This window comes from Nonlabens antarcticus (assembly GCF_015356755.1).
Classification (GTDB): Bacteria; Bacteroidota; Bacteroidia; order Flavobacteriales; family Flavobacteriaceae; genus Nonlabens; species Nonlabens antarcticus.
In genome coordinates this window covers 801,425-824,795 of record NZ_JADFCO010000066.1, presented here as the reverse complement: position 1 = coordinate 824,795, position 23,371 = coordinate 801,425, and the positions used below count along the sequence as shown (strand labels likewise).

Annotated in this window: 21 protein-coding genes and 1 pseudogene; 9 read left to right on the top strand and 13 right to left on the bottom strand. The window is 37.8% G+C overall.

The features are described from left to right. Positions 1 to 252 precede the first annotated feature (252 nt). From IQ282_RS14680 to IQ282_RS14670, 3 genes are all read right to left on the bottom strand, one after another. Positions 253 to 822 (bottom strand): pentapeptide repeat-containing protein, encoded by a 570-nt coding sequence (locus tag IQ282_RS14680; protein ID WP_194852620.1) that lies wholly within the window; start codon positions 820 to 822, stop codon positions 253 to 255. 474 nt (positions 823 to 1,296) lie between these two features. Then, positions 1,297 to 1,833 (bottom strand): DUF488 domain-containing protein, encoded by a 537-nt coding sequence (locus IQ282_RS14675; protein ID WP_194852619.1) that lies wholly within the window; start codon positions 1,831 to 1,833, stop codon positions 1,297 to 1,299. Between the two features lie 41 nt (positions 1,834 to 1,874). Beyond that, entirely contained in the window at positions 1,875 to 3,215 is a 1,341-nt protein-coding gene (locus tag IQ282_RS14670) for an ATP-binding protein (RefSeq protein WP_194852618.1), read from the bottom strand. 589 nt (positions 3,216 to 3,804) lie between these two features. Here IQ282_RS14670 and pfkA point away from each other — a divergent pair. From pfkA to IQ282_RS14655, 3 genes are all read left to right on the top strand, one after another. Next, complete coding sequence (gene pfkA, locus IQ282_RS14665; protein ID WP_194852617.1) at positions 3,805 to 4,788, top strand: 6-phosphofructokinase; 984 nt, start codon at positions 3,805 to 3,807, stop codon at positions 4,786 to 4,788. 228 nt (positions 4,789 to 5,016) lie between these two features. Continuing rightward, a complete protein-coding gene (gap, locus tag IQ282_RS14660; RefSeq protein WP_194852616.1) occupies positions 5,017 to 6,021 on the top strand; it encodes a type I glyceraldehyde-3-phosphate dehydrogenase in 1,005 nt (334 codons plus the stop codon). Between the two features lie 73 nt (positions 6,022 to 6,094). Continuing rightward, the gene (locus IQ282_RS14655; protein WP_194852615.1) at positions 6,095 to 6,952 is read left to right on the top strand and encodes an N-acetylglucosamine kinase; all 858 of its coding nucleotides are present in this window, start codon (positions 6,095 to 6,097) and stop codon (positions 6,950 to 6,952) included. Here IQ282_RS14655 and IQ282_RS14650 read toward each other — a convergent pair. From IQ282_RS14650 to IQ282_RS14610, 9 genes are all read right to left on the bottom strand, one after another. Beyond that, positions 6,949 to 7,461 (bottom strand): CIA30 family protein, encoded by a 513-nt coding sequence (locus tag IQ282_RS14650; protein WP_194852614.1) that lies wholly within the window; start codon positions 7,459 to 7,461, stop codon positions 6,949 to 6,951. The genes IQ282_RS14655 and IQ282_RS14650 overlap by 4 nt on opposite strands. Positions 7,462 to 7,513: 52 nt before the next feature. Beyond that, complete coding sequence (locus tag IQ282_RS14645; RefSeq protein WP_194852613.1) at positions 7,514 to 8,173, bottom strand: hypothetical protein; 660 nt, start codon at positions 8,171 to 8,173, stop codon at positions 7,514 to 7,516. A 63-nt stretch (positions 8,174 to 8,236) separates the two neighbouring features. Then, positions 8,237 to 10,375: a DUF349 domain-containing protein gene (locus tag IQ282_RS14640; protein ID WP_194852612.1), complete on the bottom strand. Its 2,139-nt coding sequence runs from the start codon at positions 10,373 to 10,375 to the stop codon at positions 8,237 to 8,239. 64 nt (positions 10,376 to 10,439) lie between these two features. Further along, positions 10,440 to 11,234, bottom strand: a complete 795-nt coding sequence (locus tag IQ282_RS14635; protein WP_194852611.1) for a shikimate dehydrogenase family protein — start codon at positions 11,232 to 11,234, stop codon at positions 10,440 to 10,442. Continuing rightward, the gene (locus IQ282_RS14630; RefSeq protein ID WP_194852610.1) at positions 11,209 to 12,228 is read right to left on the bottom strand and encodes a DUF368 domain-containing protein; all 1,020 of its coding nucleotides are present in this window, start codon (positions 12,226 to 12,228) and stop codon (positions 11,209 to 11,211) included. The genes IQ282_RS14635 and IQ282_RS14630 overlap by 26 nt, the downstream gene beginning before the upstream one ends. After that, positions 12,228 to 13,187, bottom strand: a complete 960-nt coding sequence (locus IQ282_RS14625; protein WP_194852609.1) for a DUF368 domain-containing protein — start codon at positions 13,185 to 13,187, stop codon at positions 12,228 to 12,230. The genes IQ282_RS14630 and IQ282_RS14625 overlap by 1 nt, the downstream gene beginning before the upstream one ends. Positions 13,188 to 13,246: 59 nt before the next feature. After that, complete coding sequence (locus IQ282_RS14620; RefSeq protein ID WP_194852608.1) at positions 13,247 to 14,518, bottom strand: adenylosuccinate synthase; 1,272 nt, start codon at positions 14,516 to 14,518, stop codon at positions 13,247 to 13,249. Beyond that, positions 14,518 to 14,985, bottom strand: a complete 468-nt coding sequence (locus tag IQ282_RS14615) for a Fur family transcriptional regulator (RefSeq protein ID WP_194852607.1) — start codon at positions 14,983 to 14,985, stop codon at positions 14,518 to 14,520. Before IQ282_RS14615 ends, IQ282_RS14620 begins: the two co-directional genes overlap by 1 nt. Continuing rightward, complete coding sequence (locus tag IQ282_RS14610; RefSeq protein ID WP_194852606.1) at positions 14,978 to 17,191, bottom strand: RelA/SpoT family protein; 2,214 nt, start codon at positions 17,189 to 17,191, stop codon at positions 14,978 to 14,980. The genes IQ282_RS14615 and IQ282_RS14610 overlap by 8 nt, the downstream gene beginning before the upstream one ends. Before the next feature lie 352 nt (positions 17,192 to 17,543). Here IQ282_RS14610 and katG point away from each other — a divergent pair, with 352 nt between their 5' ends. The 5 genes from katG (at position 17,544) to IQ282_RS14585 (ending at position 22,420) form a co-directional block, all read left to right on the top strand. Next, entirely contained in the window at positions 17,544 to 19,805 is a 2,262-nt protein-coding gene (gene katG / locus IQ282_RS14605) for a catalase/peroxidase HPI (protein WP_194852605.1), read from the top strand. A gap of 270 nt (positions 19,806 to 20,075) precedes the next feature. Continuing rightward, positions 20,076 to 20,498: a DoxX family protein gene (locus tag IQ282_RS14600; RefSeq protein WP_194852604.1), complete on the top strand. Its 423-nt coding sequence runs from the start codon at positions 20,076 to 20,078 to the stop codon at positions 20,496 to 20,498. Continuing rightward, a complete protein-coding gene (locus IQ282_RS14595; protein ID WP_194852603.1) occupies positions 20,491 to 20,952 on the top strand; it encodes a MarR family winged helix-turn-helix transcriptional regulator in 462 nt (153 codons plus the stop codon). Before IQ282_RS14600 ends, IQ282_RS14595 begins: the two co-directional genes overlap by 8 nt. Positions 20,953 to 20,966: 14 nt before the next feature. Next, positions 20,967 to 21,599 carry a nitroreductase family protein gene (locus tag IQ282_RS14590; RefSeq protein WP_194852602.1) on the top strand — a complete coding sequence of 211 codons (633 nt, stop codon included), beginning with the start codon at positions 20,967 to 20,969 and terminating at the stop codon, positions 21,597 to 21,599. 14 nt (positions 21,600 to 21,613) lie between these two features. Next, the gene (locus IQ282_RS14585) at positions 21,614 to 22,420 is read left to right on the top strand and encodes a type 1 glutamine amidotransferase domain-containing protein (RefSeq protein ID WP_228547345.1); all 807 of its coding nucleotides are present in this window, start codon (positions 21,614 to 21,616) and stop codon (positions 22,418 to 22,420) included. Positions 22,421 to 22,536: 116 nt separating this feature from the next. Here the strand turns inward: IQ282_RS14585 and IQ282_RS14580 are convergent, their stop codons facing one another. Further along, entirely contained in the window at positions 22,537 to 22,923 is a 387-nt protein-coding gene (locus IQ282_RS14580) for a DUF6122 family protein (protein WP_194852601.1), read from the bottom strand. 299 nt (positions 22,924 to 23,222) lie between these two features. On the opposite strand from IQ282_RS14580, the pseudogene IQ282_RS15130 reads away from it, so the two are divergent. Next, positions 23,223 to 23,330: pseudogene (locus IQ282_RS15130) on the top strand (IS110 family transposase); the annotation flags it as partial. Positions 23,331 to 23,371: the final 41 nt, after the last annotated feature.

Sequence of the window (23,371 nt, the reverse complement as noted above, 5' to 3'; positions counted from 1 at the left end):
GTGGTTACCCACTAATTATTGAAATCAATAGTTATCTGTCTTTCTTTATAGTTACGTAGTATAATTCATTCAATAGAAACCCTCTTGATTTTTACAAATCACGAATGGTTGGTTGAATAGGTTCATTAATGCATTAGAGAAAGCAACGTGGAATTCATAACCATAGCTAACGATCTTTCTAACTCCATTGATAAGCTTATAAAGGCTAAAAATTATCTTGGTTGATAATCGTTACGTTAAGAATTTTAAATTTTATTCTAGGGATATTCCATATTTCGCCAATAAACCTCCAACCGACGCTAAAGAAAACTTTGCGCCTTTCATTCTATTATCTTCAGGATCTATAACGAAGTCGTATGAATTCCTGAAGTCAGCTTGTCTGAGATCTGTGTTGTTAAATATGGCATTTCTTAAATCGCAATCCTCAAAAACAGCTGAGCTCAAATCACATTCAGTAAAATCCACCTCTTGTAATTTCGTGTTGGAAAATGTTGTTTTAGAAAGTTTCTTTTGGTAGAACGAGGAATGATTTAGTTGGCAATTTTCCACTTTTATGGAAAAAGCGAAGTCGCTGCATTTTTCGAAAAACATTCCTAACATTTTGCAATCCTGAAATACGACATCTTGAAACTCGGTCTTATTAAGAATGGCAGTACTTAGATTACAGTCCTTAAACTCACATTCTATGAATCTTATTTGAGACAAATCTGTATTTGAAAAATTACAGTTGGTAAATGAGCACAATTCGTAATCTCCCTTTTCAAAACCGGTTTTTGAGAAGTCCTTTCTTTCAAATGATTTTTCCTCTATTAACTGCTGCATTAAAAATTATATTGAATTGGTTGATTGAAAGTTTATGACTACGATAGATGATTGTGTTGGACTCTTGGGTTAAACACAGAGAATTCCCTATTTTGAATTATTGAAGTAGTCTAAGAAGTCACGAAATTAATATTAAATCAACACGATAGAAACGGTTTAACAGTTAATTGCACGTGATTAAAAACAATTCGAAGTGATGCTTTATTAAATTTTAGTCTTATCTGCCGGTTTGAAATGCAATGGATTAGTTTAATCCATTGGCTATTAAACACATTGCTAGCACAAAACATTAAGTCTTATCAAATAATTATTTGTGGACGGTAATATGATCTTTATTACTACTCTTCATTTTGTTTTTAAAATTAGTTCCTGAATCTTGACTTATTAACTCTAAACAATAGAAACCATTTATATAAGTTTCAAGAAACTTCATCAGCTTACCAAGACCACATCACTTTTATCTCGTTCTCTTAATCATTCTGTTCGATCTTCTTCAGCATAAGATACTTTTTGCTCATACACATTAGCAGGAGCCGTGTACTTATGCTCTTGAGATTTATCTATTCCCATAATATGTAAAACCTCCCAACCTTTCGCCATGAGGTAATCAGAAACCATGGAACGGTGACACCGCCACCACACAGCTTCAGAACACATGTAAACAGTGGTTTGCTTTAAAGCGATAACTTCTAGCTTGCTAACGGCATTCTCAAATTCTTCAGTTTCCATATAGTCGGCATAGCCTCTAAAGGAAACGTTGTTCCAAGTAGTGTTTTTTGTGTCTTTTCTAGCTTTTCTTCTTCCTCCCAAATCCAACATGTGTATGTATTCAATTCCAGCTTCCTCCAAAGAACTTTTTAAGCTTTCCTGATTGAATTGTGGGTATTTTCTAGAGCCTGGGAATCTTCTGACATCAGCTACAACTTTTACTTTAAAGGAATTAAGCATGGACATAAAGTCTTCCAAACTGCGGGTAGAGTGTCCTATGGTGTAAATAGTATTTTTTTTCATAAACTATACTTAGATTGAGAATTTCCAAGAAATTATTTTTATCATTTAAATGGTAGCGAAAACTTAAACGAACTGCCTTTTCCTTCTTTACTATCTATCCATATTTTTCCACTATGTTTATTTATGAACTCTTTGCAAAGGATCAAACCTAAACCAGAACCTTGTTCGTCCGCCGTTCCTCTAGTGCTTATATTATTGTCAATATTAAATAATTTGTCTTGTACCGACTTCATAATTCCTATACCATTATCCTTCACAGTAATTTCAATGAAGCCTTCCATATTGCAAGCATAAATATCTATTCTACCATTTGAATTGGTAAATTTAATAGCATTATAAATTAGATTACGCAGTACGGTTTTCAACATGTTCTCATCTGCATCTATTTCTATATCAACAGACTGGTCATAATTTAATGATATGCGTTTAATTTCAGCGGTGGGATTTAAAATGTCGAAAATCTCAACAATGATAGGTTCGAGATTTACTTTTACAGGATTGAATTTAATGAGACCAGTTTGAGACTTTGCCCATTCTAAAAGATTATCCAGTAAATCAAGTGTACTCTTAGCAGACGTACTTAGCATTTCTATATAGCTTTGCATTTCTTCTTTCTCCTCACTTTTTACACTAAAAGCTAATAGATTTGATAGGCCAATAATGCTATGGAAGGGACTTCTTAAATCATGGGCTATAATAGAAAATAATTTATCTTTAGTAGCATTCAATGCTCTAACTTGAGTTTCGTTTTGTTCCGCTTTTTCTTTAGCGATAACTAGTTCTGATTGAAGAGATACGGCTAGATTTGCTATAGCTAATTCTTCTTCCAACTTTTCATTCTCCTCGTCTTGCTGTGCCAGTTTAATTTTAGAAACCATAAACTCTGCAGCTCGTTTTGCCTTTTCTTCTTTTTGAAAAACAAGTTCAACATTTGCAATAATTAATTCTGCAGCACGCTTTTTCTTCTCACTGCTTTCATGCTTCAATTCGACATTTGCAATTTTTAGTTCTTCAGCGCGTTTTTCCTTCTCTTTTTGTTGATGCTCTAGCTCTATGTTAGCTAACACCAATTCTGCTGCGCGTTTTCCTTTTTCCTTACTTTGATGTTCTAATTCTATGTTAGCAATGATTAGTTCTGCCGCGCGTTTTTCTTTTTCTAAATTTTGATGTTCGAGTTCTACATTGGCTATTTTAAGCTCTGCCGCTCGCTTTTTCTTTTCTCCATTTTGATGTTTCAGCTCAATATTTGCAATTTCTAATTCTGCGGCATGCTTATCTCGCTCCAAAGTCTGAAGAGAAAAGTCTAAACAAAGGATATCGTTTTGCTCCTGCAGTGCGGCCAGCTTGCTTAGTAGTTCTTTATATGTCGGCTTATCATTCAATTACGGAGTATATTTTGATGACTTTAATCTGAAGATACGCTTATATAAGCGCTTAACTAATACTTCTTCAGAGTATTGTGAGTATCACAATGATCTTAATTCCATTTGTTTGAATTTTATTTTATCTTAAATTGATTAAACTTTGGAATTTATGATAGCTACTATTTTATTTTGAGTATTATTTTTTCAAACATTGATAGTGAATTTCAATGATAACTGGTAAACCAGACAGTCTAGATTAATTCATACTATCTTTAAGTTAGCTATGATTTATTTACGACCTGAAATCAAAAGTAAATTTAGAAGCGAATTTGACGACCTCTCAAGCGCATCAATGTAGCAATGGGCAAGATCAAATCCACCTGTTATATTTTTATTATTTAAAGTTGATAGATGCTTTTATCTATTAGGTTTTAAGTTCTATTTTAATAGTGTAGAGTCCCGCAGAAACCTATAAATAGAGTTCATCTCAAGGTAAAGTTGTTAACGATAACGTTTGAGTTTATTAATCTGCTTAAAAAAATACAAATTCCCTATTCATAACCGCTAAACTTTAATAGTTTAGCAAGTAGTTTATTAAAAATAGTAAATGAAAACAATTCGTAAAATTGGGGTGATGACCTCTGGAGGCGACGCTCCAGGAATGAATGCAGCGATCCGTTCTGTAGTGCGTACTTGCGCTTATCACGAGCTGGAATGCATAGGTATATATAGAGGTTTTCAAGGTCTTATTGAAGGCGATTTCAAATCAATGGATGCCCGCAGTGTAAATAATATCATTAATAAAGGAGGCACGATTTTGAAGAGTGCACGATCTGACGAATTCAGAGCTAGAGAAGGTCGAGATACTGCTTTTGCGAAAGCGAAAAGTGCAGAAATTGATGCGTTAATCATTATAGGAGGAGATGGAAGCTTCAATGGAGCTATATTATTCTCAGAAGAAAATAATTTCCCAGTTATAGGGATTCCAGGAACTATCGATAATGATATATTTGGAACGAGCTCAACCTTAGGTTATGATACGGCTTGTAATACGGTTGTTGAAGCGATTGATAAAATAAGGGATACAGCCAGCTCTCACAATCGGTTATTTTTTGTAGAGGTGATGGGACGCGATGTAGGTAATATTGCGCTCAATGCCGGTGTAGGTGCAGGAGCAGAGGAGATTCTTATTCCAGAAGAAAACTTGGGAAAAGAAAGGTTAATCGAGAGCTTGAAACGGAGTCGTGCCTCTGGTAAATCATCTAGTATTGTCGTGGTGGCAGAGGGCGATAAGACGGGTGAAAATGTTTTTGAACTCAAGGATTATGTGGAAGAAAACCTACCGGAATATGAAGTACGAGTTTCCGTTCTAGGGCACATGCAACGTGGCGGTTCCCCTTCATGTTGGGATCGTGTTTTAGCCAGCCGTATGGGCGTGAAAGCTGTGGAAAGTTTGATGGAAGGAAAGTCAAATTACATGATTGGGATTCGCGATTCTCAAATGACTCTATGTCCGCTAGATCAGGCTGTGAAAGGAAAGACAAAAATCGATAAGGAATTGATACGAGTGAGTGATATTATGACGACCTAATTGGTAATTGGTATTGAGTACAAAATATTAAGATCCATACACTTTAGGAACTAGGCATTAAAAATGAAATGTCATTACAAGTAAATTTTGTGATTTTGAACTTGCTTATACGTTTATATTGTCAAAACTTAGGATTTGAGATTTGAGCCTAGGTTTAAGTTTAAAAAAAATACAACACTAACAAGAATCATCTGTAAAGGATGCAATAATTATTAATAAAACATTATTATGAGTAAGAAATTAAAATTAGGAATTAACGGTTTCGGACGTATAGGACGTATCGTATTTAGAGCAACCTTAGAAAGAAATAATGTTGAAGTTGTAGCTATAAATGATCTTGTCGATGTAGATCAACTTGCCTATTTACTAGAATATGATTCGGTTCACGGACGTTATGGTGGAACGATTGAGGTAAAAGATGGTAATCTAATTATTGATGGTGTAAAAGTACGGGTAACTGCAGAACGCGATCCTAAAAATCTTAAATGGGATGAAGTAGGAGTAGATGTGGTTGCAGATTGTACAGGAATATTTACAGATCTAGATGCAGCACAAGCGCATATCGATGCTGGAGCAAAGAAAGTTGTGATTTCTGCACCTTCTAAAACGGTGCCTATGTTTGTGATGGGAGTCAATGATGGAGATCTGACAGCAGATCATACGATTGTTTCAAATGCATCTTGTACTACTAACTGTCTAGCGCCCATGGCTAAAATCCTGGATGAGACCTTTGGTATTGAAGAGGCATTGATGACCACAATTCACGCGACTACTGCAACTCAAATGACGGTTGATGGACCCAGCAAGAAAAATTACCGATTGGGGCGTAGTGCTTTAAATAACATCATTCCATCAACCACTGGTGCGGCTGTAGCAGTGACTAAAGTGATTCCTTCGTTAAAAGGAAAATTGACAGGAATGGCTTTCCGCGTTCCTACTGCAGACGTTTCAGTAGTGGATCTTACCGTTAAATTGAGTAGAGAAACCAGTTTAGAGGAAGTTAATTCCGCTTTCGCGAAAGCGGCAAACGGTTCCATGAAAGGGATTGTAGGATATACAGAAGAGCCAGTTGTGTCACAAGATTTTGTAAGTGATGCTCGCACCAGTATCTATGACGCAGGAGCAGCGATCGAGCTGAATTCTACTTTTTTCAAATTAGTGAGCTGGTATGATAATGAGTTTGGGTACTCTAGCAAATTAGTGGACCTCGCTGAAAAGGTTAATTCACTCTAATTAATATTTGAAAAAGCTGTTAGACAAGGTTCTGACAGCTTTTTCAATTTTAAATTCATCACAATATTCCTCTATGATTTTAATAACCGATAGCGGTTCTACTAAATGCGACTGGATTGCTTTAGATAATGACGGGAATCAATTATTTAAATCTAGAACACGAGGCATGAATCCCGCCATTCTGTCTACGGAGGAATTACTCTCTAGAATTAAGGAGTCAGAAGAACTTGTAACGCATAAAAGTGAAATCAAAATAATTCATTTTTATGGCGCTGGATGTGGTACGGAAAAACCCAAAATTGTACTTCAAGAGTTATTACTTTCCTATTTTGAGAACGCTGAAGTCATTGTAAAAGAAGACACTGCAGCAGCAGTCTATGCAGCGGTAGGGGACAAGCCTGGAGTAGTTTGTATTCTGGGAACGGGTTCAAATTGTTGTTTTTCTGACGGTCAAAAAATCCATCAAAAAGTACTTTCTTTAGGTTATACATTAATGGATGAGGCTAGTGGTAACTGGTATGGCAAGGAATTGATACGTGATTATTTCTTTAAGAATATGCCAGAAGATTTACGTTCTCAATTTGCTGCGGATTATGATATGGACAGTGATTATATCAAACACCACCTTTATAAACAACCTAATCCTAATGCATACCTCGCTTCTCATGCCGAATTTATTTTTCAACACTTGGAAGAATCCTATATCAAAAAATTGTTGAGACGTGGATTGCGTAAATTTTCCCGCAACATGATCCTGCAATTCCATGAAGAAATCAAACAACATCAGGTGCATTTTGTGGGCAGCATTGCCCATTTTGCCGAAAGCCGAATAAAACAGGTAGCCAGTGAGTTTGATTATGAAGTGGGAAATATTGTGAGACGACCTATCGAAGGGCTCGTGGAATATCACAGAATGAAACTACGTTCCTAATGAAATTTAATATATTCAATTTGGAAGTTGAATCCTCTGTTGTTTTCTCTTGCAGCTAGGATATTATACCGGTAAATGCACTTTAAAAGCTCAATTTTTGGTTTACGGGTAATGTCATTTTTATGAGCATTGAATATTTTAAAATCGGCCATTTCTAAATGCATCACTTTCCACTGGTTAGAAACTATATCTATAGTGGTGCTCAACTTATCATTTTGCCATGCCATATCGTGTTCCAATTGAAATTGATAAGGAAGACCGTCTGTTTTTATTTTAAGTTCAATAAATTTATAATCACTCAAATCATGGGCTTCTTTTCTGGAACGTAATCCGGCCCAACCACGGCCTTTGACAACATTATCCACGCTTCCCGTAAACTCTAAATGTGCTTCATGTTGCAGTACTTCACCTTTTGAATTCCCACCAATTACTTGATCTGTAAACGGAATCCATACAAGGTTTGTATTTGATTCTCCAAAGAAGATTTCCTTAGGTTTACTGATGTGCATACGGTGGTTGGTAAAATACGAGAAATTAAATATACCATTAGGGATTCCAATTTTACAACTTTTGAATAAAGAATTCTGCTGTGGTGTTTGCAGCACTCTTAAAGTAATAGATAATCATTTCAGTACCGGGTAATTCCATTTGAAATAGAAACTCCTTAGCGGCTATTTTTCTAAAATCTATATTGTTCACTAACCACTGCGGATACCCGCTTACCTGATTGCGATTTGGTGTTCCAACTAACTCCTTCTTTGCAGTCCTGTAAAGGGTCCAGGGATGATCTCCAGATAGCTCAACGATGCCATGATGAGCAATAGAATTATAATGAATCAACTCCTCCCAGATAGGTAATGTCTGAAATGATTTTATTCTTGTGTTTCCATTATGTTTCTTTTTCTCAACAATCAATGAAATGTTTGATTCATCATTTAAAAATTTAGAATTATCGAAGAACAGGTAAAGGGCATATTCAGGATGTTCAATTTTTCCAAAATATGGAATTTCAAGCTTACGTTTGTTTTTTGGAGCGACCGCGATCTCTGGTTTATCAGAGTTTAGCTGCAATTTAAAACCCGGCTTTATCAATGGTGTCAAAATAGAACTTGCATCGTCAATTGTCGTTCTGGATAGATCAATTTTTGAATCTCTAGTCCGCATGAGATTCTCGTAATACTGAGAAGGTTTGCCTAGTATTCTTTCAAGATATTTCCACATAATTTTAGGTATAAAAAAAGAGCGCTTATGTCAAGCGCTCTTGTAAATTTAAGTAATAGTTATTTAAGACTCTTCGCTGGTAGCTTCGGGCTCATCATCTTCCACAGCACTTTCTTTGACCAGTTGTCTTTCTAGAATGTTCAGTTGTTTCTGCTTTTCTTTAATGACATCCAGTTCCTTTTTCAAATCAGCAATGTTTTTACGTTGCTGCACTAGGAACGGATTCTTATCATCCTTAGCATTGATAAATTGAAGGTTGTTTTCCAGTTGTCTAGATTCATCCTGAATTTCATCACGACGTTTTCTCAGATAGAAACGTTCATTAGTAAAGTCACGCTCGTCTCCTTCTTTAAGGCTTTCCAACTTGTTAGAATACTTAAGCATTTCTGCATCCACGGCAGACATACCAGCAGCAGTCAATTTTGCCTTGACTAACTTCTCAAACTTATCTTGTAACTGACGCTTAGAGTGAGGAACTCTTCCAATAGCAGACCATTCGTCCATAATGGTCAGTACTTCTGTCTTCATAGCCTCCTGATCATCTTGTGGCAACAACTCCTTGAGCTTATCATAAACGGCAACCTTAGAATCAAAGTTAGCCACCTCTTCCTTACTGTCTGCTTTCTTTTGCGAATTTTGCTGGTCAAAGAATGCATTACAGGCCTTTTGGAAACGTTTCCAGATCTTATCGCTATCCTTTCTAGGAACGTGACCTATCTTCTTCCATTCTGCTTGTATGCGCTTCATGGTGTCTAGTGACTCTGTGAAATTTCCTGCTTCAGAATGTTCCTCGGCAATTTTAACCAAGTCTAACTTCTTATCTAGATTTTCCTGTTGCTCATTTTTCAGTCCCTTGTAAAACTCATTTTTAGCCTTATTGAATTCACGAGTCACACTGCGGAACTGGTTCCACAATTCATTATTTACAGCTTTCGGTGCTGGGCCTGTTTGCGTAAACAATTCTCTTAGAGCATTGATTTCCTTCAAGCGTTCTTGCCATTCTTTATGACTTGCAGGCTTAGTGTCTATAATGCGATGAATCTCTTGAATAATATTTTGCTTGATAGTCTGGTGGGTTCCAGCCATTTTATCGCGCTCCTCATAATAAGCTTGACGCTTTTCATGGATCACATCAGAAGCTGCTTTGAATTCATCCCAGATAGGATCACGCATGTCTTTTTCTACGGGACCGGTATCTTCTTTCCACATGCGGTGCAATTCCTGTAATTCCCGCAATGCCTTGTGAATATCCTTTTCATCTGCCAGTTCAACGGCACGAGCAATAATTTTTTTACGGAAATCAAGATTGCGCTCAAAGTCCTTATCGCGCAGCTCTTTACTTAACGAGATAAAATCGTAGAAGTTCTGAACGTGCAGGCGGTAATCTTCCCAGATGATGTTATAGGCATCGTGAGGTATACTTCCTGATTTCTTCCAGTCGTCTTGAAGTTGATTGAACTTCTTAAAAGTAGTTCCTATATTTTCTTCTTCATTAATGAGGTTCTTAATACCATCAATGATTGCGCGTCTTTTTTCTAGATTCTGCTCTTTTTCTTTACGTACATTACGCTGGAATTCACCGCGTTGCTTGCGATAAATACCGTGTAATTCTTTAAAAGTGCGACTGTCTTTGTTATAGTACTGGAAGTCCGGGTTGCGTTCTTCTTCCGCAAGTTCCAGTTGTTGTTTTCTAAAAGCTTCCTGTTGTTCTAGCTGTGTCTCCTTATCAACGGTTTCAAAAGCTTTTTCAATATCTTGAGCCTGGTTCTTAATCTTGTTGATAGGAAATTCCTGCATCAAGTGACGCAATTCCTCTGTCAATTTTAAGATAGACATCTCGCTATAGTCCTTAGGTTCTAGATTACCAGATTCCGTTTCTGAATCATCAGAATCTTCCTCTTCATCATCTTCATCATCATCCACATTAACGATGGGATCTTTGGTGTTTTCTACTTTAACTTTTTCGTTCACAATGGCATCCTCATGAGTAGAATCTTCTTCTTCATTTGCCGTTTTTGTTTCAATACTGGCAGATCTTCCCTTTTCAGGAGATTCTTTTTCTACCTCGATATGCTCTTCTGGCTTCGTCTTTTGAGATTCATTTACCATAGCATTTTCAAGCGTATCTTCTTTAAGATGATCTTTTTGCACCTCTTTGTTTTGTCCGTCTGCATTAGATTGCAGGTTGTCTTTCGTATCCATTGATTAATTTTAATAAATAACGGCAAGATAATTAGAATCTCCCGCTATCCCAATTAAGGGGTGATTACATATTCCAAAGTTCCCAAGATTTCTCTGCTTGCTGTACCAGCATTTGATATCCATTTACAGCTTGAGCACCTTGTTGCATACCTTTTTTCATAAATAGTGTTAAGCTGGGGTTATAAACCAGATCGTACAATATATGCTTTTTAGTAAGGTGTTCATAAGGAATTGCAGGCGACTCATGATCGTTGGGTTGCGTTCCTAAAGGTGTTGTATTTATAATTAGTTGCACTTGCGAGATGACGTCTTTATTCAATGATTTGTAATCGATGGTATGATCATCATCATCTGCAGAGCGGCTTACTTTTAGATATGGAATTTGAAGCGACTCTAGTAAATATGCTACAGCTTTTGAGGCACCACCGGTTCCTAAAATCAACGCATTTCCCTTAATAGGAAGGAAAGGCTCCAGACTTTTTCCAAAACCATACGCATCTGTATTGTGACCGGTCCATACGTTATCCTCAATAACTACAGTATTGATCGCACCTATCGCTATAGCCTCGTCACTCACATGGTCGACGACTTTTAGCATGCTTTGTTTGTAGGGAATGGTTACATTGAGACCTCTGATGATCTCTGGTTTTCCTTGTGTGGTGCGAGACTTATTGTCGTAAGTAACGCTTTCGCGAAAGCGGAATAATTCCTCCTCACTGCTTATTTCAAAATTGCGGTACTCGTGATCCTTTAACTTGAGTTCTTCAAATTTCTGAGAGAAATAGGCACGCGAAAAGCTGTAGTCCAGCCGTGCACCGATCAATCCAAAAACGCTAGACGGGATTTTTTTCGTTTCCATAATGATCTAATAAATATACAATACCGAAGCCTATAGCAACCATCACTAGCGCTAGCCAGGTATGAGAATCTTGAATGGATGGCAGGTATCGTTCATAATTTTCTACAATTTTATTACCGCTGGCGTCGATAGCATCTATTCCTAAAGAACTTATTTTATAGGTTTCTCTTTTCCATGGCCATACCACACCTAGTGAACCCGCAATAAACCCTATAATCATCGCATTTGTCTCATTTCTGTAATGTTTTAAAGTCCAGCCCAGTAAATGGGATAAACTGATCAAACCAGCTAAAGATCCCGCAACAAATACAACTAGAATAACCAGTAAATTCATCTGTACAGGATCGTTCCACCAACTGAAATCACCCTGAAAAAAAGACAACATCACATTCAGAAAAGCATTGATACTATCCACAAGAAGCAATACATAATTACCTAGCAATATCAGAATATAGCTCCCACTCAATCCTGGCAATGTCATACCAGTCACACTGACCATACCACAGAAAAAAACAAAAAATAAGTTAGCATTGTCTTGTGCTGGATCCAGCAGACTGGTGCCTATTCCTATCGCTGTACCTATCAAAAGAATCACGACATTTTGCCGTGTCCAGTTGTCGTAATTGCGCACTAGGTAATAGATAGAGCCTAGAATCATCCCAAAAAATGCAGCCCAGACTAAAATAGGATAATAAGAAATAAGCACGTCAAAACCCAAACTTACCGTGAAGTAACTAATCAATTCACCCAGTAATAACAAACTTAGAAACCGGCCATTAATGTAATACCCAAAACTGCGGAAGCGACCTGCAAAAAGTAATTTGAGCGCTTTTAGGTTTAGCTTTTGAAACGAATAGATAAACTCTTCATAAAAACCAGCAACATAAGCAACCACACCGCCACTAACGCCAGGAACCTTATTTGCGGTTCCCATCGCCATGCCTTTCAAAACAAGGTAAAATTTATCGCTTAAACTGCGAGTAGGTTGCCGCACTAATCAGGTTTTTTAACTGCAAATCGTTCTAGTATAAGGATAAGCAAAAAACCGATAACGACGAGAATACAAACCCATAAAATCTGTGGATCACCATCAAAATTTGATGGAAAAACACTTTTCTCTAAAAATGGAACTTCCATGCCTGCAGAGTTGGTTCTTGTACTTAAAACCTCTTTCCAAGGCCATAATTTATTCAATGAACCTATCATGAATCCAGTAAGAAGTGCGAGAGTTAGATTCTTCTTATTTTCAAACAACCAGGTGAGAGCACGAGAAAATAGTTTCAAACCTAAAATGGCACCTACGGCAACAAGAGCGAGGTTTCCTATACTGCGTCCAGCTACCACCCAATTACCATCTATAACGCCTTCAATAATTCCAGTGACTGATCCCAGTACGGTTTTATAACTTCCTAGTAGTAATAATAAAAAAGCACCTGAAATCCCGGGTAATATCATTGCGATAATGGCTATAAATCCTGAAAATATCAAATACCACCAGCTATCTGGTGCGCCTAAAGGTTCTGCAATAGTGACTAAATAAGATAAGGTGGTACCGATAATTATCGCAACAAAAGCCAACACATTCCAATGGGTAACCTGTTTACCAATATATAATACACTAGCCAACACTAAACCGAAGAAAAAAGCCCAAACCAATACTGGATAGTTCTCTAGCAAATAGGTAATGAGCTTTGAGAGGCTTAGAACACTAATTGCAATACCTAAAAACAGAGAAAGCAGGAAACCTAGATTGTATTTTACAAGCGTTGCTTTCCAGCCTAGATGCTTAAGATCTTTTAAAAGACTAAGATCTAAATTATCAATGGTTTTAATAAGCTCTTCATAGATACCAGTGATAAAAGCAATGGTACCTCCAGAAACGCCTGGAACAACATCTGCAGCACCCATCAACATTCCTTTAAGAACAACTGACGACCTAGATTTTAAAGACATAAAGTATTGAATTATTAAAACCTGTTTAAAAACCTATATATCAAATTTTTAAAAAGAATTTATCTATGGATAGTTTGTGTGCGATCCGGACCTACACTTACTATCTTAATTGGCAAATTCAGTTCTTTTTCTAAGAAACTTATATAGTCGTTCAGCTCTTTTGGAAATTCTTTTTCGCTCCGCAATTTGGTCAAATCCTCTTTCCATCCTGGCATTTCAGTATAGATAGGTTCTACGTTTTCAGGTTCAATATTGAATGGGAAATGTTTTATTTCTTTACCGAGGTATTTATAGGCTGTAGCAATTTTCAGTTTATCAAAACCGCTCATCACATCACCCTTCATCATCATCAATTGTGTAACGCCATTGATCTCACAGGCATAACGTAATGCCACTAGGTCTAACCATCCACAGCGACGTGCTCTTCCTGTTGTCGCGCCGAATTCTCTACCCACTTTCGCCATGGCAACACCATAGTCGTCATCCAGTTCCGTTGGGAATGGACCGCTTCCTACTCTTGTAGTGTAGGCTTTGAAAATTCCATAAACTTCACCTATTTGTGTAGGAGCAACTCCTAGCCCAGTACAAGCTCCTGCAGCAGTTGTATTAGAAGAAGTTACAAAAGGATAGGTTCCAAAGTCAATGTCCAGCAAAGATCCTTGCGCGCCTTCTGCAAGTATTGTTTTACCTTCTCTTTGTGCTTGCTGTAGGTATTCCTCAGAATCAATAAAGGTTAATTCCTTGAGTGCTTTAACAGCAGCAAAAAACTCCTTTTCTAATTCTGGTAGATTGTATTCAATTTCAACATTATGAAAACCGATCATTGCTTCATGCTTATCGGCAAGATTGCGGTATTTTTCTTTCCATGTAGGAAGTTCTAGATCTCCTAAGCGGATTCCGTTTCTTCCAGTTTTATCCATATAAGTAGGTCCTATTCCTTTGAGAGTGGAACCTATTTTTGCCTTTCCTTTTGATGCCTCACTTGCGGCGTCTAATAGGCGGTGGGTAGGAAGTATAAGATGTGCCTTGCGGGAAAGCAACAACACTTTTTTAATATCTAGATTGAACTGCTCTAGATTGTCCAATTCCTTTTTAAAAATCACAGGGTCGATAACAACCCCATTTCCTACAATGTTAATAGCATCTTTGTGGAAAATACCGCTAGGAATGGTATGTAGCACGTGTTTTATACCGTCAAATTCTAGGGTGTGTCCTGCATTAGGACCTCCTTGAAATCGCGCGATGATATCGTAGCTTGAAGTTAATACATCAACAATTTTACCTTTTCCCTCGTCGCCCCATTGAAGGCCGAGCAATAAATCTACTGCCATTATGTGTTGTTTTCAGTTGTGTTTTTGATGCCGTAAAAATATAAAGAATGACTGGTAATCTTCACATCAAAAACCTCTTCAATTGTCTTTTTTATCGACTCAATTCTAGGGTCGCAAAACTCAATCACTTCGTTCGTATCCTGTATGATTAAGTGATCGTGTTGACGATCAAAATAGGACTTTTCATAATGAGATTGATTCTGACCAAATTGATGCCTGCGTACGAGCTTACATTCTAGTAATAATTCAATAGTATTATAAAGTGTAGCGCGACTTACACGGTAGTTTTGATCTTTCATTTTAGTGTACAAGGACTCCACATCAAAATGTTCCTCGCTAGCATATATTTCATCTAGAATTGCATAACGTTCTGGCGTTTTACGGTGCTTTTTAACACTTAGAAATTGGGTGAATACGTCACGTACTATTGCTTGCTCTCTTTCTAGATTGTTAATAATTTCATTCATAGTTGTAAGATCTGGTGACTTTATCAATACCGTTTATTTTATTCAAATTCTGCATCAATTTTGTGAGCATGGAGATGTTAGGAACTACAACGGCAATGGTTCCAGTGAAAACTCCATCATCACTGGCAAAACTAATGTTTCTAATATTGACCAGCATGTTTTGTGAGATCAACTGTGTAATCTCTTGTACCAGTCCCATGCGATCTATTCCAGTAAGCTTGATGTCTGCTCGATGCTCTTTTTGAGAAGAATCAATCCATTTTGCAGCTATAATACGATACGCATATTTACTTTGTAAGCTTATGGCGTTAGGACAGTTGTTCTTGTGCACCTTAATGCCTTCGCTAACCGTTGTAAATCCAAAAACAGAATCGCCGGGAATGGGATTACAACATTGAGAAAGCGTATAATCCAGCTGTGTTTGCTCCTTACCGAAAACTAATTCATCATATTTTTGAGTAACTTCTTCCTTATGAAGCTCCGTGTTTTCTGGAGCTTTACGTATCTTACTTTTAAAGAAATTATAAAGGACATTGCTGCGACTGCTCGCATAGTCCTTGATCATCTTATTATCAATACTGCCCAGACCTACTCTATAAAACAGATCCTGACTGGTTTTCATTTTAAAGAAGTTTACCATCTCATTCACTGTATTTTCATCCAGTTTGATTTTCTGAGATTTCAACTTGCGTATCAGAATTACTTTACCTTCATCTGCAACTTCTTTTTGATCATCTTTAAGCGCACTTTTGATTTTTGATCTCGCTCTGGCCGTGGTCGCATAATCAAGCCAGTTTTTAGTTGGTTTTTGATTTTCACTGGTAATGATATCCACTTGATCACCACTGTTCAAAGAATGGGATAAAGGCACTAATTTACCGTTAACACGTGCCCCACGTGTATGTAAGCCTACTTCTGTATGAATGGCAAAAGCAAAATCTAGCGGTGTAGCTCCTTTAGGCAAGGATTTGAGTTCGCCTCGAGGGGTAAATACAAATATCTCCTTACTGTACAAGTTGAGTTTGAATTGCTCCACAAAATCAACAGCGTTAGTTTCTGAATTTTCTAATGCTTCCTGTAGTCGATTGAGCCATTCGTCAAGTCCATCTTCCTCGTTTCCTTGCTTGTATTTGTAATGAGCTGCATAACCTTTTTCTGCGATCTCATGCATGCGATCACTGCGTATTTGAACTTCTACCCAGCGTCCATCAGGTCCCATAACGGTAATGTGCAACGCCTCGTATCCTGTGGATTTAGGAGAACTAATCCAGTCTCGCAACCGCACTGGGTTAGGTCTAAAGTGGTCAGTAACCACGCTATATATTTTCCAGGCTAGAAACTTTTCATTAACTCGATCTCCACGGAAAACGATGCGGACGGCAAACTTGTCGTAAACTTCATCAAAACTCACGCTTTGTTTAAGCATTTTACGACGGATGGAGAAAACCGATTTAGGGCGTCCCTTGATCGTGTATTCCAGCCCTTCCTTTTTCAAGCTTTCATCAATCGTTCTGCTAAATTCCTTGATGTATTCGTCTTGTTGTTCCTTGCTATCCTTGATCGATTTTTGAATATCATCAAAAATCTCAGGCTCGGTATATTTTAAACCTAGATCCTCAAGCTCTGTCTTAATATTATACAGTCCTAACCTGTGGGCAATAGGTGCATAGATATACAGAGTTTCACTAGCAATCTTCACTTGTTTTGCCGGTGGCATGCTGTCCATAGTTTGCATATTGTGCAAACGGTCTGCAATTTTTATAATAATGACCCGCACATCATCATTTAAGGTCAGCAACATTTTACGGAAATTCTCTGCCTGTGAGGAAATATCTGCATCGCTTTTGAGATGCATAATTTTAGTCAATCCATCCACGATTAACGCAATTGTGGGATTGAACTGCTCTTCAATATCTGCGAGCGTGTATTTAGTATCCTCGACAACATCGTGAAGTAGGGCAGCAGCGATGGCGGTGGCATCCAGACCTATTTGTTTTGCAACAATTTTTGCAACAGCAATTGGGTGAAAAATGTAGGCCTCGCCAGACTTGCGGCGCTGTGGAGCATGCGCTTCCACGGCAAGGTCAAATGCCTTACGAATCAGCTTTTTATCATCACGTGATAACGCTTGATAACTGATGCGCAGGAGCTCCTTATATTCCTTTGCAATACGCTTATTTTCGTCTTGTTCCGCAACTTCTGTCATACAGTAAAAATACGCTAGTTTCTACGATATGCCAACTTATGAATGATGCTGTAAGCTGTTATTTTATCGCTTTCGCGAATGCGAAAACAGTTGCATTTCAGCAGGTTCATATAATATTATAGTTGGGACAAGAGCGATAGATTTTAAAAAGCTGGCTGATGGTTAATTCTTATTTTGAGAAAGCGATTCAGCTTTTACCGTTATTTCCACTTTGAAAACAATCGTTAAATAATATCGTATAATTATTTACTATAAGATTTCTCTATTGAATGAGTTTACTTTTAGATTTTAAATCAGCTTTTTAATGATTCTTTAAAATATCTTTGAGAGGTAACTTATTAATAAAATCATTATGGAAGGTAAATCACATCAAGATAAAGGCGCAGAAAACTCAAATGTCTGGGAGATCAACGATTCAGAAGCAGCGGCTAAATGTCCCTTTATGGGTGGTGCACCGTCTAATACTGCCGGTAGTGGGACCACCGCACGCGACTGGTGGCCCAATTCCTTAAATTTAAATATACTGCGGCAGCACGCTTCAAAATCAGACCCCATGGGAGGCGACTTCAATTATGCGGAAGCATTTAAGAGTCTTGACCTAGAAGCGGTAAAGGATGATTTAAAAAAATTGATGACAGATTCCCAAGACTGGTGGCCTGCAGATTATGGTCATTATGGTGGACTGTTCATTAGAATGGCATGGCATAGCGCGGGAACCTATCGCATAGGCGATGGACGTGGTGGAGCAGGAGTGGGGAATCAGAGATTTGCGCCACTCAACAGCTGGCCAGATAATGGTAATCTAGACAAGGCACGTTTACTTTTGTGGCCTATAAAGAAAAAATACGGACGTAAAATTTCATGGGCAGATTTATTGATACTGACTGGAAATATGGCGCTGGAATCCATGGGATTCAAAACTCTAGGTTTTGCTGGTGGTCGTGATGATGTATGGGAACCTGAACAAGATGTGTACTGGGGTTCTGAAACCGAATGGATGGGAAATGAAGCCAGATATGCCACTGGAGAATTAGAGTCTCCATTAGGAGCAACCCATATGGGATTGATCTATGTAAATCCAGAAGGGCCCAATGGAAACCCTGATCCTCTGGGGTCTGCTTTTGATATTAGAGAAACCTTCGGTCGCATGGCGATGAATGATAAGGAAACAGTAGCTCTTACCGCTGGTGGACATACATTTGGTAAAGCTCACGGTGCAGCAGATCCTGAGAAATATGTAGGAGCAGAGCCAGCGGGTGCTGATATTGCAGAGATGAGTAAGGGATGGAAAAATACCTATGAATCTGGAGTACTAGACCACGCGATTACTAGTGGTTTAGAAGGGGCGTGGACGCCTAATCCTAGACAATGGGATCACGATTATTTCAAAGTATTGCTAGGATATGAATGGGAACTTACTAAAAGTCCAGCCGGTGCACACCAGTGGAAACCTACGGCAGCCTCAAATCCTATGATGGCGCCTAGAGCAGGAGATGCTACTCAAAAGCAGGATTTGATGATGACCACAGCAGATATGGCATTTAAAATGGATCCAGATTATGCGGTAATTTCTAAGCATTTTCTAGATGATCCAAAGGACTTTGAGGACGCTTTCGCGAAAGCGTGGTTCAAATTGACGCATAGGGATATGGGACCTAAATCCCGTTATTTAGGAAATGACGTACCTAGTGAAGATTTCACATGGCAAGATCCTATTCCCGAAGTGACGCACGAGCTTATAGATAATCAAAATATCAAACACCTTAAAGATCAAATTCTAGAATCGGGTTTAAGCGTTTCAGAACTAGTCTCTGTGGCATGGGCATCTGCCTCCACTTATAGGGATTCTGATAAAAGAGGTGGGGCAAATGGAGGTCACATAAGACTTGCACCGCAAAATCGTTGGGAAGTCAACAATCCAGAGCAGTTGCATAAAGTATTAAATGTTCTAAAAGGAATCCAGTCAGATTTCAACAACACACGCAGTGATGAAAAGAGCGTTTCCATGGCAGATTTAATCGTGCTGGGAGGAACGGCAGCAGTAGAGAAAGCGGCGATGGATGCTGGCTTCCATGTGGAGGTTCCTTTTACTGCAGGTAGGGCAGATGCGTCACAAGAACAAACTGACATAGATTCGTTCGGCTATTTAGAGCCCCAAGCAGATGGGTTTAGAAATTATATGAAAAGCGGCCAACAAGCTACTGCAGAACAGTGGTTGATTGATCGTGCAAATCTTCTAACACTGTCTGTTCCAGAAATGACGGTAATGGTAGGCGGATTGAGAGTTTTGGGAGCCAACTATGATCATTCAGAACATGGCGTTTTTACCGATAAGCCGGGATTATTGACTAATGATTTCTTTGTCAATGTTACAGATTTAGGAACCAACTGGAAAGCGGTGTCCTCCTCAGAAATCTTATTTGATGGAACCAATCGTAAGACAGGTGAAAAGGTATGGAGAGGGACTAGAGCAGATCTTATTTTTGGATCCAACTCTGAACTTAGAGCGATTGCGGAAGTTTATGCCTGTGAGGATGCTCAACAGCAATTTGCAAAAGACTTTGCTAAAACCTGGACCAAAGTGATGAACCTTGATCGATTTGATCTAGCTTAAATATTTAAAGGTATATGATAAAGCGATTCCGAATGGAATCGCTTTTTTTTTGCCCTCAAATTCTTAAACATCAAGCTATACTTTTATTTTTTGCACTTCACAATTTGTAGAATTTGCAATAAATATTTTGCAATTTTTATTGACTGCTATTTACTCCATTATTAATAACATTAGTTTATGAGTTATAAACGTTTATGACGAATGACAATATCGTAAATTTGTATCGTGCACGATATAGTTGCACACGATCTAAATTAGGGCTCAAGTTTTATGAAAACGACCGTACAGAATATTTTTCGCATACTGCTTGCTCTGATCATGATATATGCAGGCGTGAGTCATCTGACATTCAATCGGACTGATTTTCAAGCGCAGGTTCCAGATTGGTTGCCTATGAGCAAGGATTTTGTTGTGATTGCGTCAGGCATTGTGGAAATTAGTTTGGGACTGGGATTGTTACTGTGGAAAAAATACAGATCACAAATGGGTTGGGCTCTAGCTATCTTTTTTGTCTTAGTGTTTCCTGGTAATATTGCTCAATATGTTGATGGTAAAGATGCTTTTAGTGCTTTAAATTCTGACAAGGCAAGACTGATTCGTTTGTTTTTCCAGCCAGTATTAGTAGCCTGGGCAATGTGGTCCTCAGGAGCATGGTCAGCATGGAGAAACAATAAAAAACAAACAAATGGATAATACAGACTCTTTAAAACTAAGTCAGCAACTTTGCTTTCCTATTTATTCGGTATCTAGACTATTGACGAAAGCTTACAAGCCATATCTGGATGAAATCGGCATCACATATCCTCAGTATTTGGTATTGCTGGTTTTATGGGAAAAAGACGATATTTCCATACAGCAGATTTCAGATAAATTGTTACTCAATACAAATACCATTTCACCGCTGCTCCAGCGTATGGAAAAAAGAGACTTGATAGAACGCAATAGATGTCATAAAGATGAACGTAGTGTAAAAGTAAAACTGACCGAAAAAGGATCAGAATTAAAATTACGGGCAGTTCCCATACCTGAAGAACTTTTGAACGTATTGATCACAGAGAATATCAGATTACCAGAAATCAAACAGTTAAAAAGTGTATTGGAAGAATGGATAACCGTTCTATCCACTCATGAATCAAATAATAAATAAGTAGAATATAAATAATGGAATTACTAGAAAAATTAAAATGGAGGTATGCCGCAAAGGCCATGAATGGTCAAAAGGTATCTCAGGATAAAATAGATAGAATTTTAGAGGCAGTTCGATTAGCACCCACATCCAGTGGGCTTCAACCTTTTGAAGTTTTTGTAATCACTAGTGATGAGATTAAGGCTAAGATCAAACCTGTAGCCTGGAATCAATCGGTGGTGACAGACTGTTCGCATTTATTGGTTTTTGCCGCATGGGATACCTACACTAAAGAACGGATTAACCATATGTTTGATTTAACTAACGAAATACGAGGTTTCAAAAACGAAGGTTGGGAAAATTACCGCCAGCAATTATTGAACTCCTATCCACAAAAAGATGCTGAAGAGAATTTCAATCACGCATCAAAACAAGCTTACATAGCATTTGCACATGCTGTTATTGCTGCGGCATATGAAGAAGTAGATACTACTCCTATGGAAGGCTTTGATGCAGACGCGGTAGATGAGATCTTAGGGTTAAGAGAACAAGGTTTGCGTGCATCAGTATTGTTACCTTTAGGTTATCGGGCATCTTCTGAAGACTGGCTGGTAGATCTAGTAAAGGTTAGAAAAAGCACAGAAGAACTGGTCACTGTATTGAATTAGTAATATTTCATTATATGAATATCAAAAATACGTTTGCACCTCTTATAATGGTTTTAGCACTTATAGGATGCAACAACAAAGAAAACAAGGTGGCAGACAATGAGCCATTAAAATTGAGTACTAACATTAAAAAACAAAAAGTCATGAAAGTATTATTTGTATTAACATCGCACGATGAGCTAGGAGACACTGGTAAAAAAACAGGTTTTTGGGTAGAAGAATTTGCAGGACCTTATTATACTCTAAAAGATAAAGGCGTAGAAATTACGCTTGCAACTCCTAAAGGGGGAAAAGCTCCCATCGATCCAGGAAGTGCCACTGAAGATAATGCCACAGAATCTACAGAGAGATTTGACAAGGATACAGAAGCTCAAGAACTAATCAACAACACTCACAAGCTGACTGACATTTTCCCAGCAGACTACGACGCTGTATTTTATCCTGGTGGACATGGTCCTTTATGGGATCTAGCTAATGATAAAACATCTATTAGGTTGATTGAAAAGTTCAACGAATTAGAGAAACCTGTCGCATTTGTATGTCACGCACCAGCAGCTTTAAAAAACGTGAAAGGAACTGATGGAGAGTTTCTAGTAAAAGGTAAGAAAGTCACAGGATTTACAAACTCAGAAGAAGAAGCTGTTGGTTTAACAGATGTTGTTCCTTTCCTAGTGGAAGATATGCTTACAAAAAACGGAGGAATCTATTCTAAGGGTGCTGACTGGTCAGAATATGTTTTACAAGATGGAAGATTGATCACCGGACAAAATCCAGCATCTTCTAAGTTGGTTGCTGAGAAACTATACGAAGCAATTAAATAACCTTTACATTATTAAAAATCATAAAGCCCATACTTTATGTAAGTATGGGCTTTTTTAGGTTCCTATTTTTAATTGTTTTCATTCTGTAGTTACTCATTCCCAAAATAAAACTGGATCTATATCCCTAGAAACTCACCTATCGTCTCTAAAAGACGTATCGCAGGCGATGCCGCCAGACAGTCCTTGCAACTCGCATATGTCATCATACAATCTACGGTATCAGTAAACATGTGAAATAGTAAACCTATACCGATGACTCTAAACGGTTTTTTAAAAAATAAGAGCACCACATAAACTACCATAGCCCAATAGGTATGCAACGGATGAAAATTTATGCTACAGCGATCGTTTGCAAATATCGGACTGGCAATCAAATGGTCTAAATCCACCAGCATTGTAGCTAGCAGGATCAGATAAACCCTTTTCCAATCACTTTTAAAGAATAGATATGCGATGAAAAACGGAGCTCCAAAATGAAGGAAGTAGTGAAGGAATAGTTGCATAAAATTTTATAGGACAGCGATATTACTTCAAAAAACAGATACTTCTGTATCAATTTAGAACCAACATGAAATTTTAGTAGATCTAAAACAGCTTATTCCTTTTAAACATCTCAGTATAAATTGAAATATCACAAAAGCTGAGCTATAAAAAATTATATTCTCAACTCATTAAAATTTCTAGTCAGAAGCATCAAGAGCCTTTTAAACGGCTTAAATAGATTCCAAGAATAGGGAAGAGGACGGCGCTGATGTTGGTGGTGATAACGGATTGTTTCAGTGGATATATGAGCGTTTTGTAGTTATGCAGTTTAGCGATATGCAATAAGCTCATAAAACAGGCATTTGCCATTGCAAAATCCGGACTTATCTATGACGACTCGTACAGAAGCACTTTAATTAAAAACTAAGTAGATTTTACTTGTTTTTTACCACAGTACTTTGTTGGGCG

Bases quoted from the DNA above. Each gene is read 5' to 3' on its own strand.
- IQ282_RS14680 (WP_194852620.1), bottom strand. From the start codon at position 822: ATGCAGCAGTTAATAGAGGAAAAATCATTTGAAAGAAAGGACTTCTCA.
- IQ282_RS14675 (WP_194852619.1), bottom strand. From the start codon at position 1,833: ATGAAAAAAAATACTATTTACACCATAGGACACTCTACCCGCAGTTTG.
- pfkA (WP_194852617.1), top strand. From the start codon at position 3,805: ATGAAAACAATTCGTAAAATTGGGGTGATGACCTCTGGAGGCGACGCT.
- gap (WP_194852616.1), top strand. From the start codon at position 5,017: ATGAGTAAGAAATTAAAATTAGGAATTAACGGTTTCGGACGTATAGGA.
- IQ282_RS14655 (WP_194852615.1), top strand. From the start codon at position 6,095: ATGATTTTAATAACCGATAGCGGTTCTACTAAATGCGACTGGATTGCT.
- IQ282_RS14650 (WP_194852614.1), bottom strand. From the start codon at position 7,461: ATGCACATCAGTAAACCTAAGGAAATCTTCTTTGGAGAATCAAATACA.
- IQ282_RS14645 (WP_194852613.1), bottom strand. From the start codon at position 8,173: ATGTGGAAATATCTTGAAAGAATACTAGGCAAACCTTCTCAGTATTAC.
- IQ282_RS14640 (WP_194852612.1), bottom strand. From the start codon at position 10,375: ATGGATACGAAAGACAACCTGCAATCTAATGCAGACGGACAAAACAAA.
- IQ282_RS14635 (WP_194852611.1), bottom strand. From the start codon at position 11,234: ATGGAAACGAAAAAAATCCCGTCTAGCGTTTTTGGATTGATCGGTGCA.
- IQ282_RS14625 (WP_194852609.1), bottom strand. From the start codon at position 13,187: ATGTCTTTAAAATCTAGGTCGTCAGTTGTTCTTAAAGGAATGTTGATG.
- IQ282_RS14620 (WP_194852608.1), bottom strand. From the start codon at position 14,518: ATGGCAGTAGATTTATTGCTCGGCCTTCAATGGGGCGACGAGGGAAAA.
- IQ282_RS14615 (WP_194852607.1), bottom strand. From the start codon at position 14,985: ATGAATGAAATTATTAACAATCTAGAAAGAGAGCAAGCAATAGTACGT.
- IQ282_RS14610 (WP_194852606.1), bottom strand. From the start codon at position 17,191: ATGACAGAAGTTGCGGAACAAGACGAAAATAAGCGTATTGCAAAGGAA.
- katG (WP_194852605.1), top strand. From the start codon at position 17,544: ATGGAAGGTAAATCACATCAAGATAAAGGCGCAGAAAACTCAAATGTC.
- IQ282_RS14600 (WP_194852604.1), top strand. From the start codon at position 20,076: ATGAAAACGACCGTACAGAATATTTTTCGCATACTGCTTGCTCTGATC.
- IQ282_RS14595 (WP_194852603.1), top strand. From the start codon at position 20,491: ATGGATAATACAGACTCTTTAAAACTAAGTCAGCAACTTTGCTTTCCT.
- IQ282_RS14590 (WP_194852602.1), top strand. From the start codon at position 20,967: ATGGAATTACTAGAAAAATTAAAATGGAGGTATGCCGCAAAGGCCATG.
- IQ282_RS14585 (WP_228547345.1), top strand. From the start codon at position 21,614: ATGAATATCAAAAATACGTTTGCACCTCTTATAATGGTTTTAGCACTT.
- IQ282_RS14580 (WP_194852601.1), bottom strand. From the start codon at position 22,923: ATGCAACTATTCCTTCACTACTTCCTTCATTTTGGAGCTCCGTTTTTC.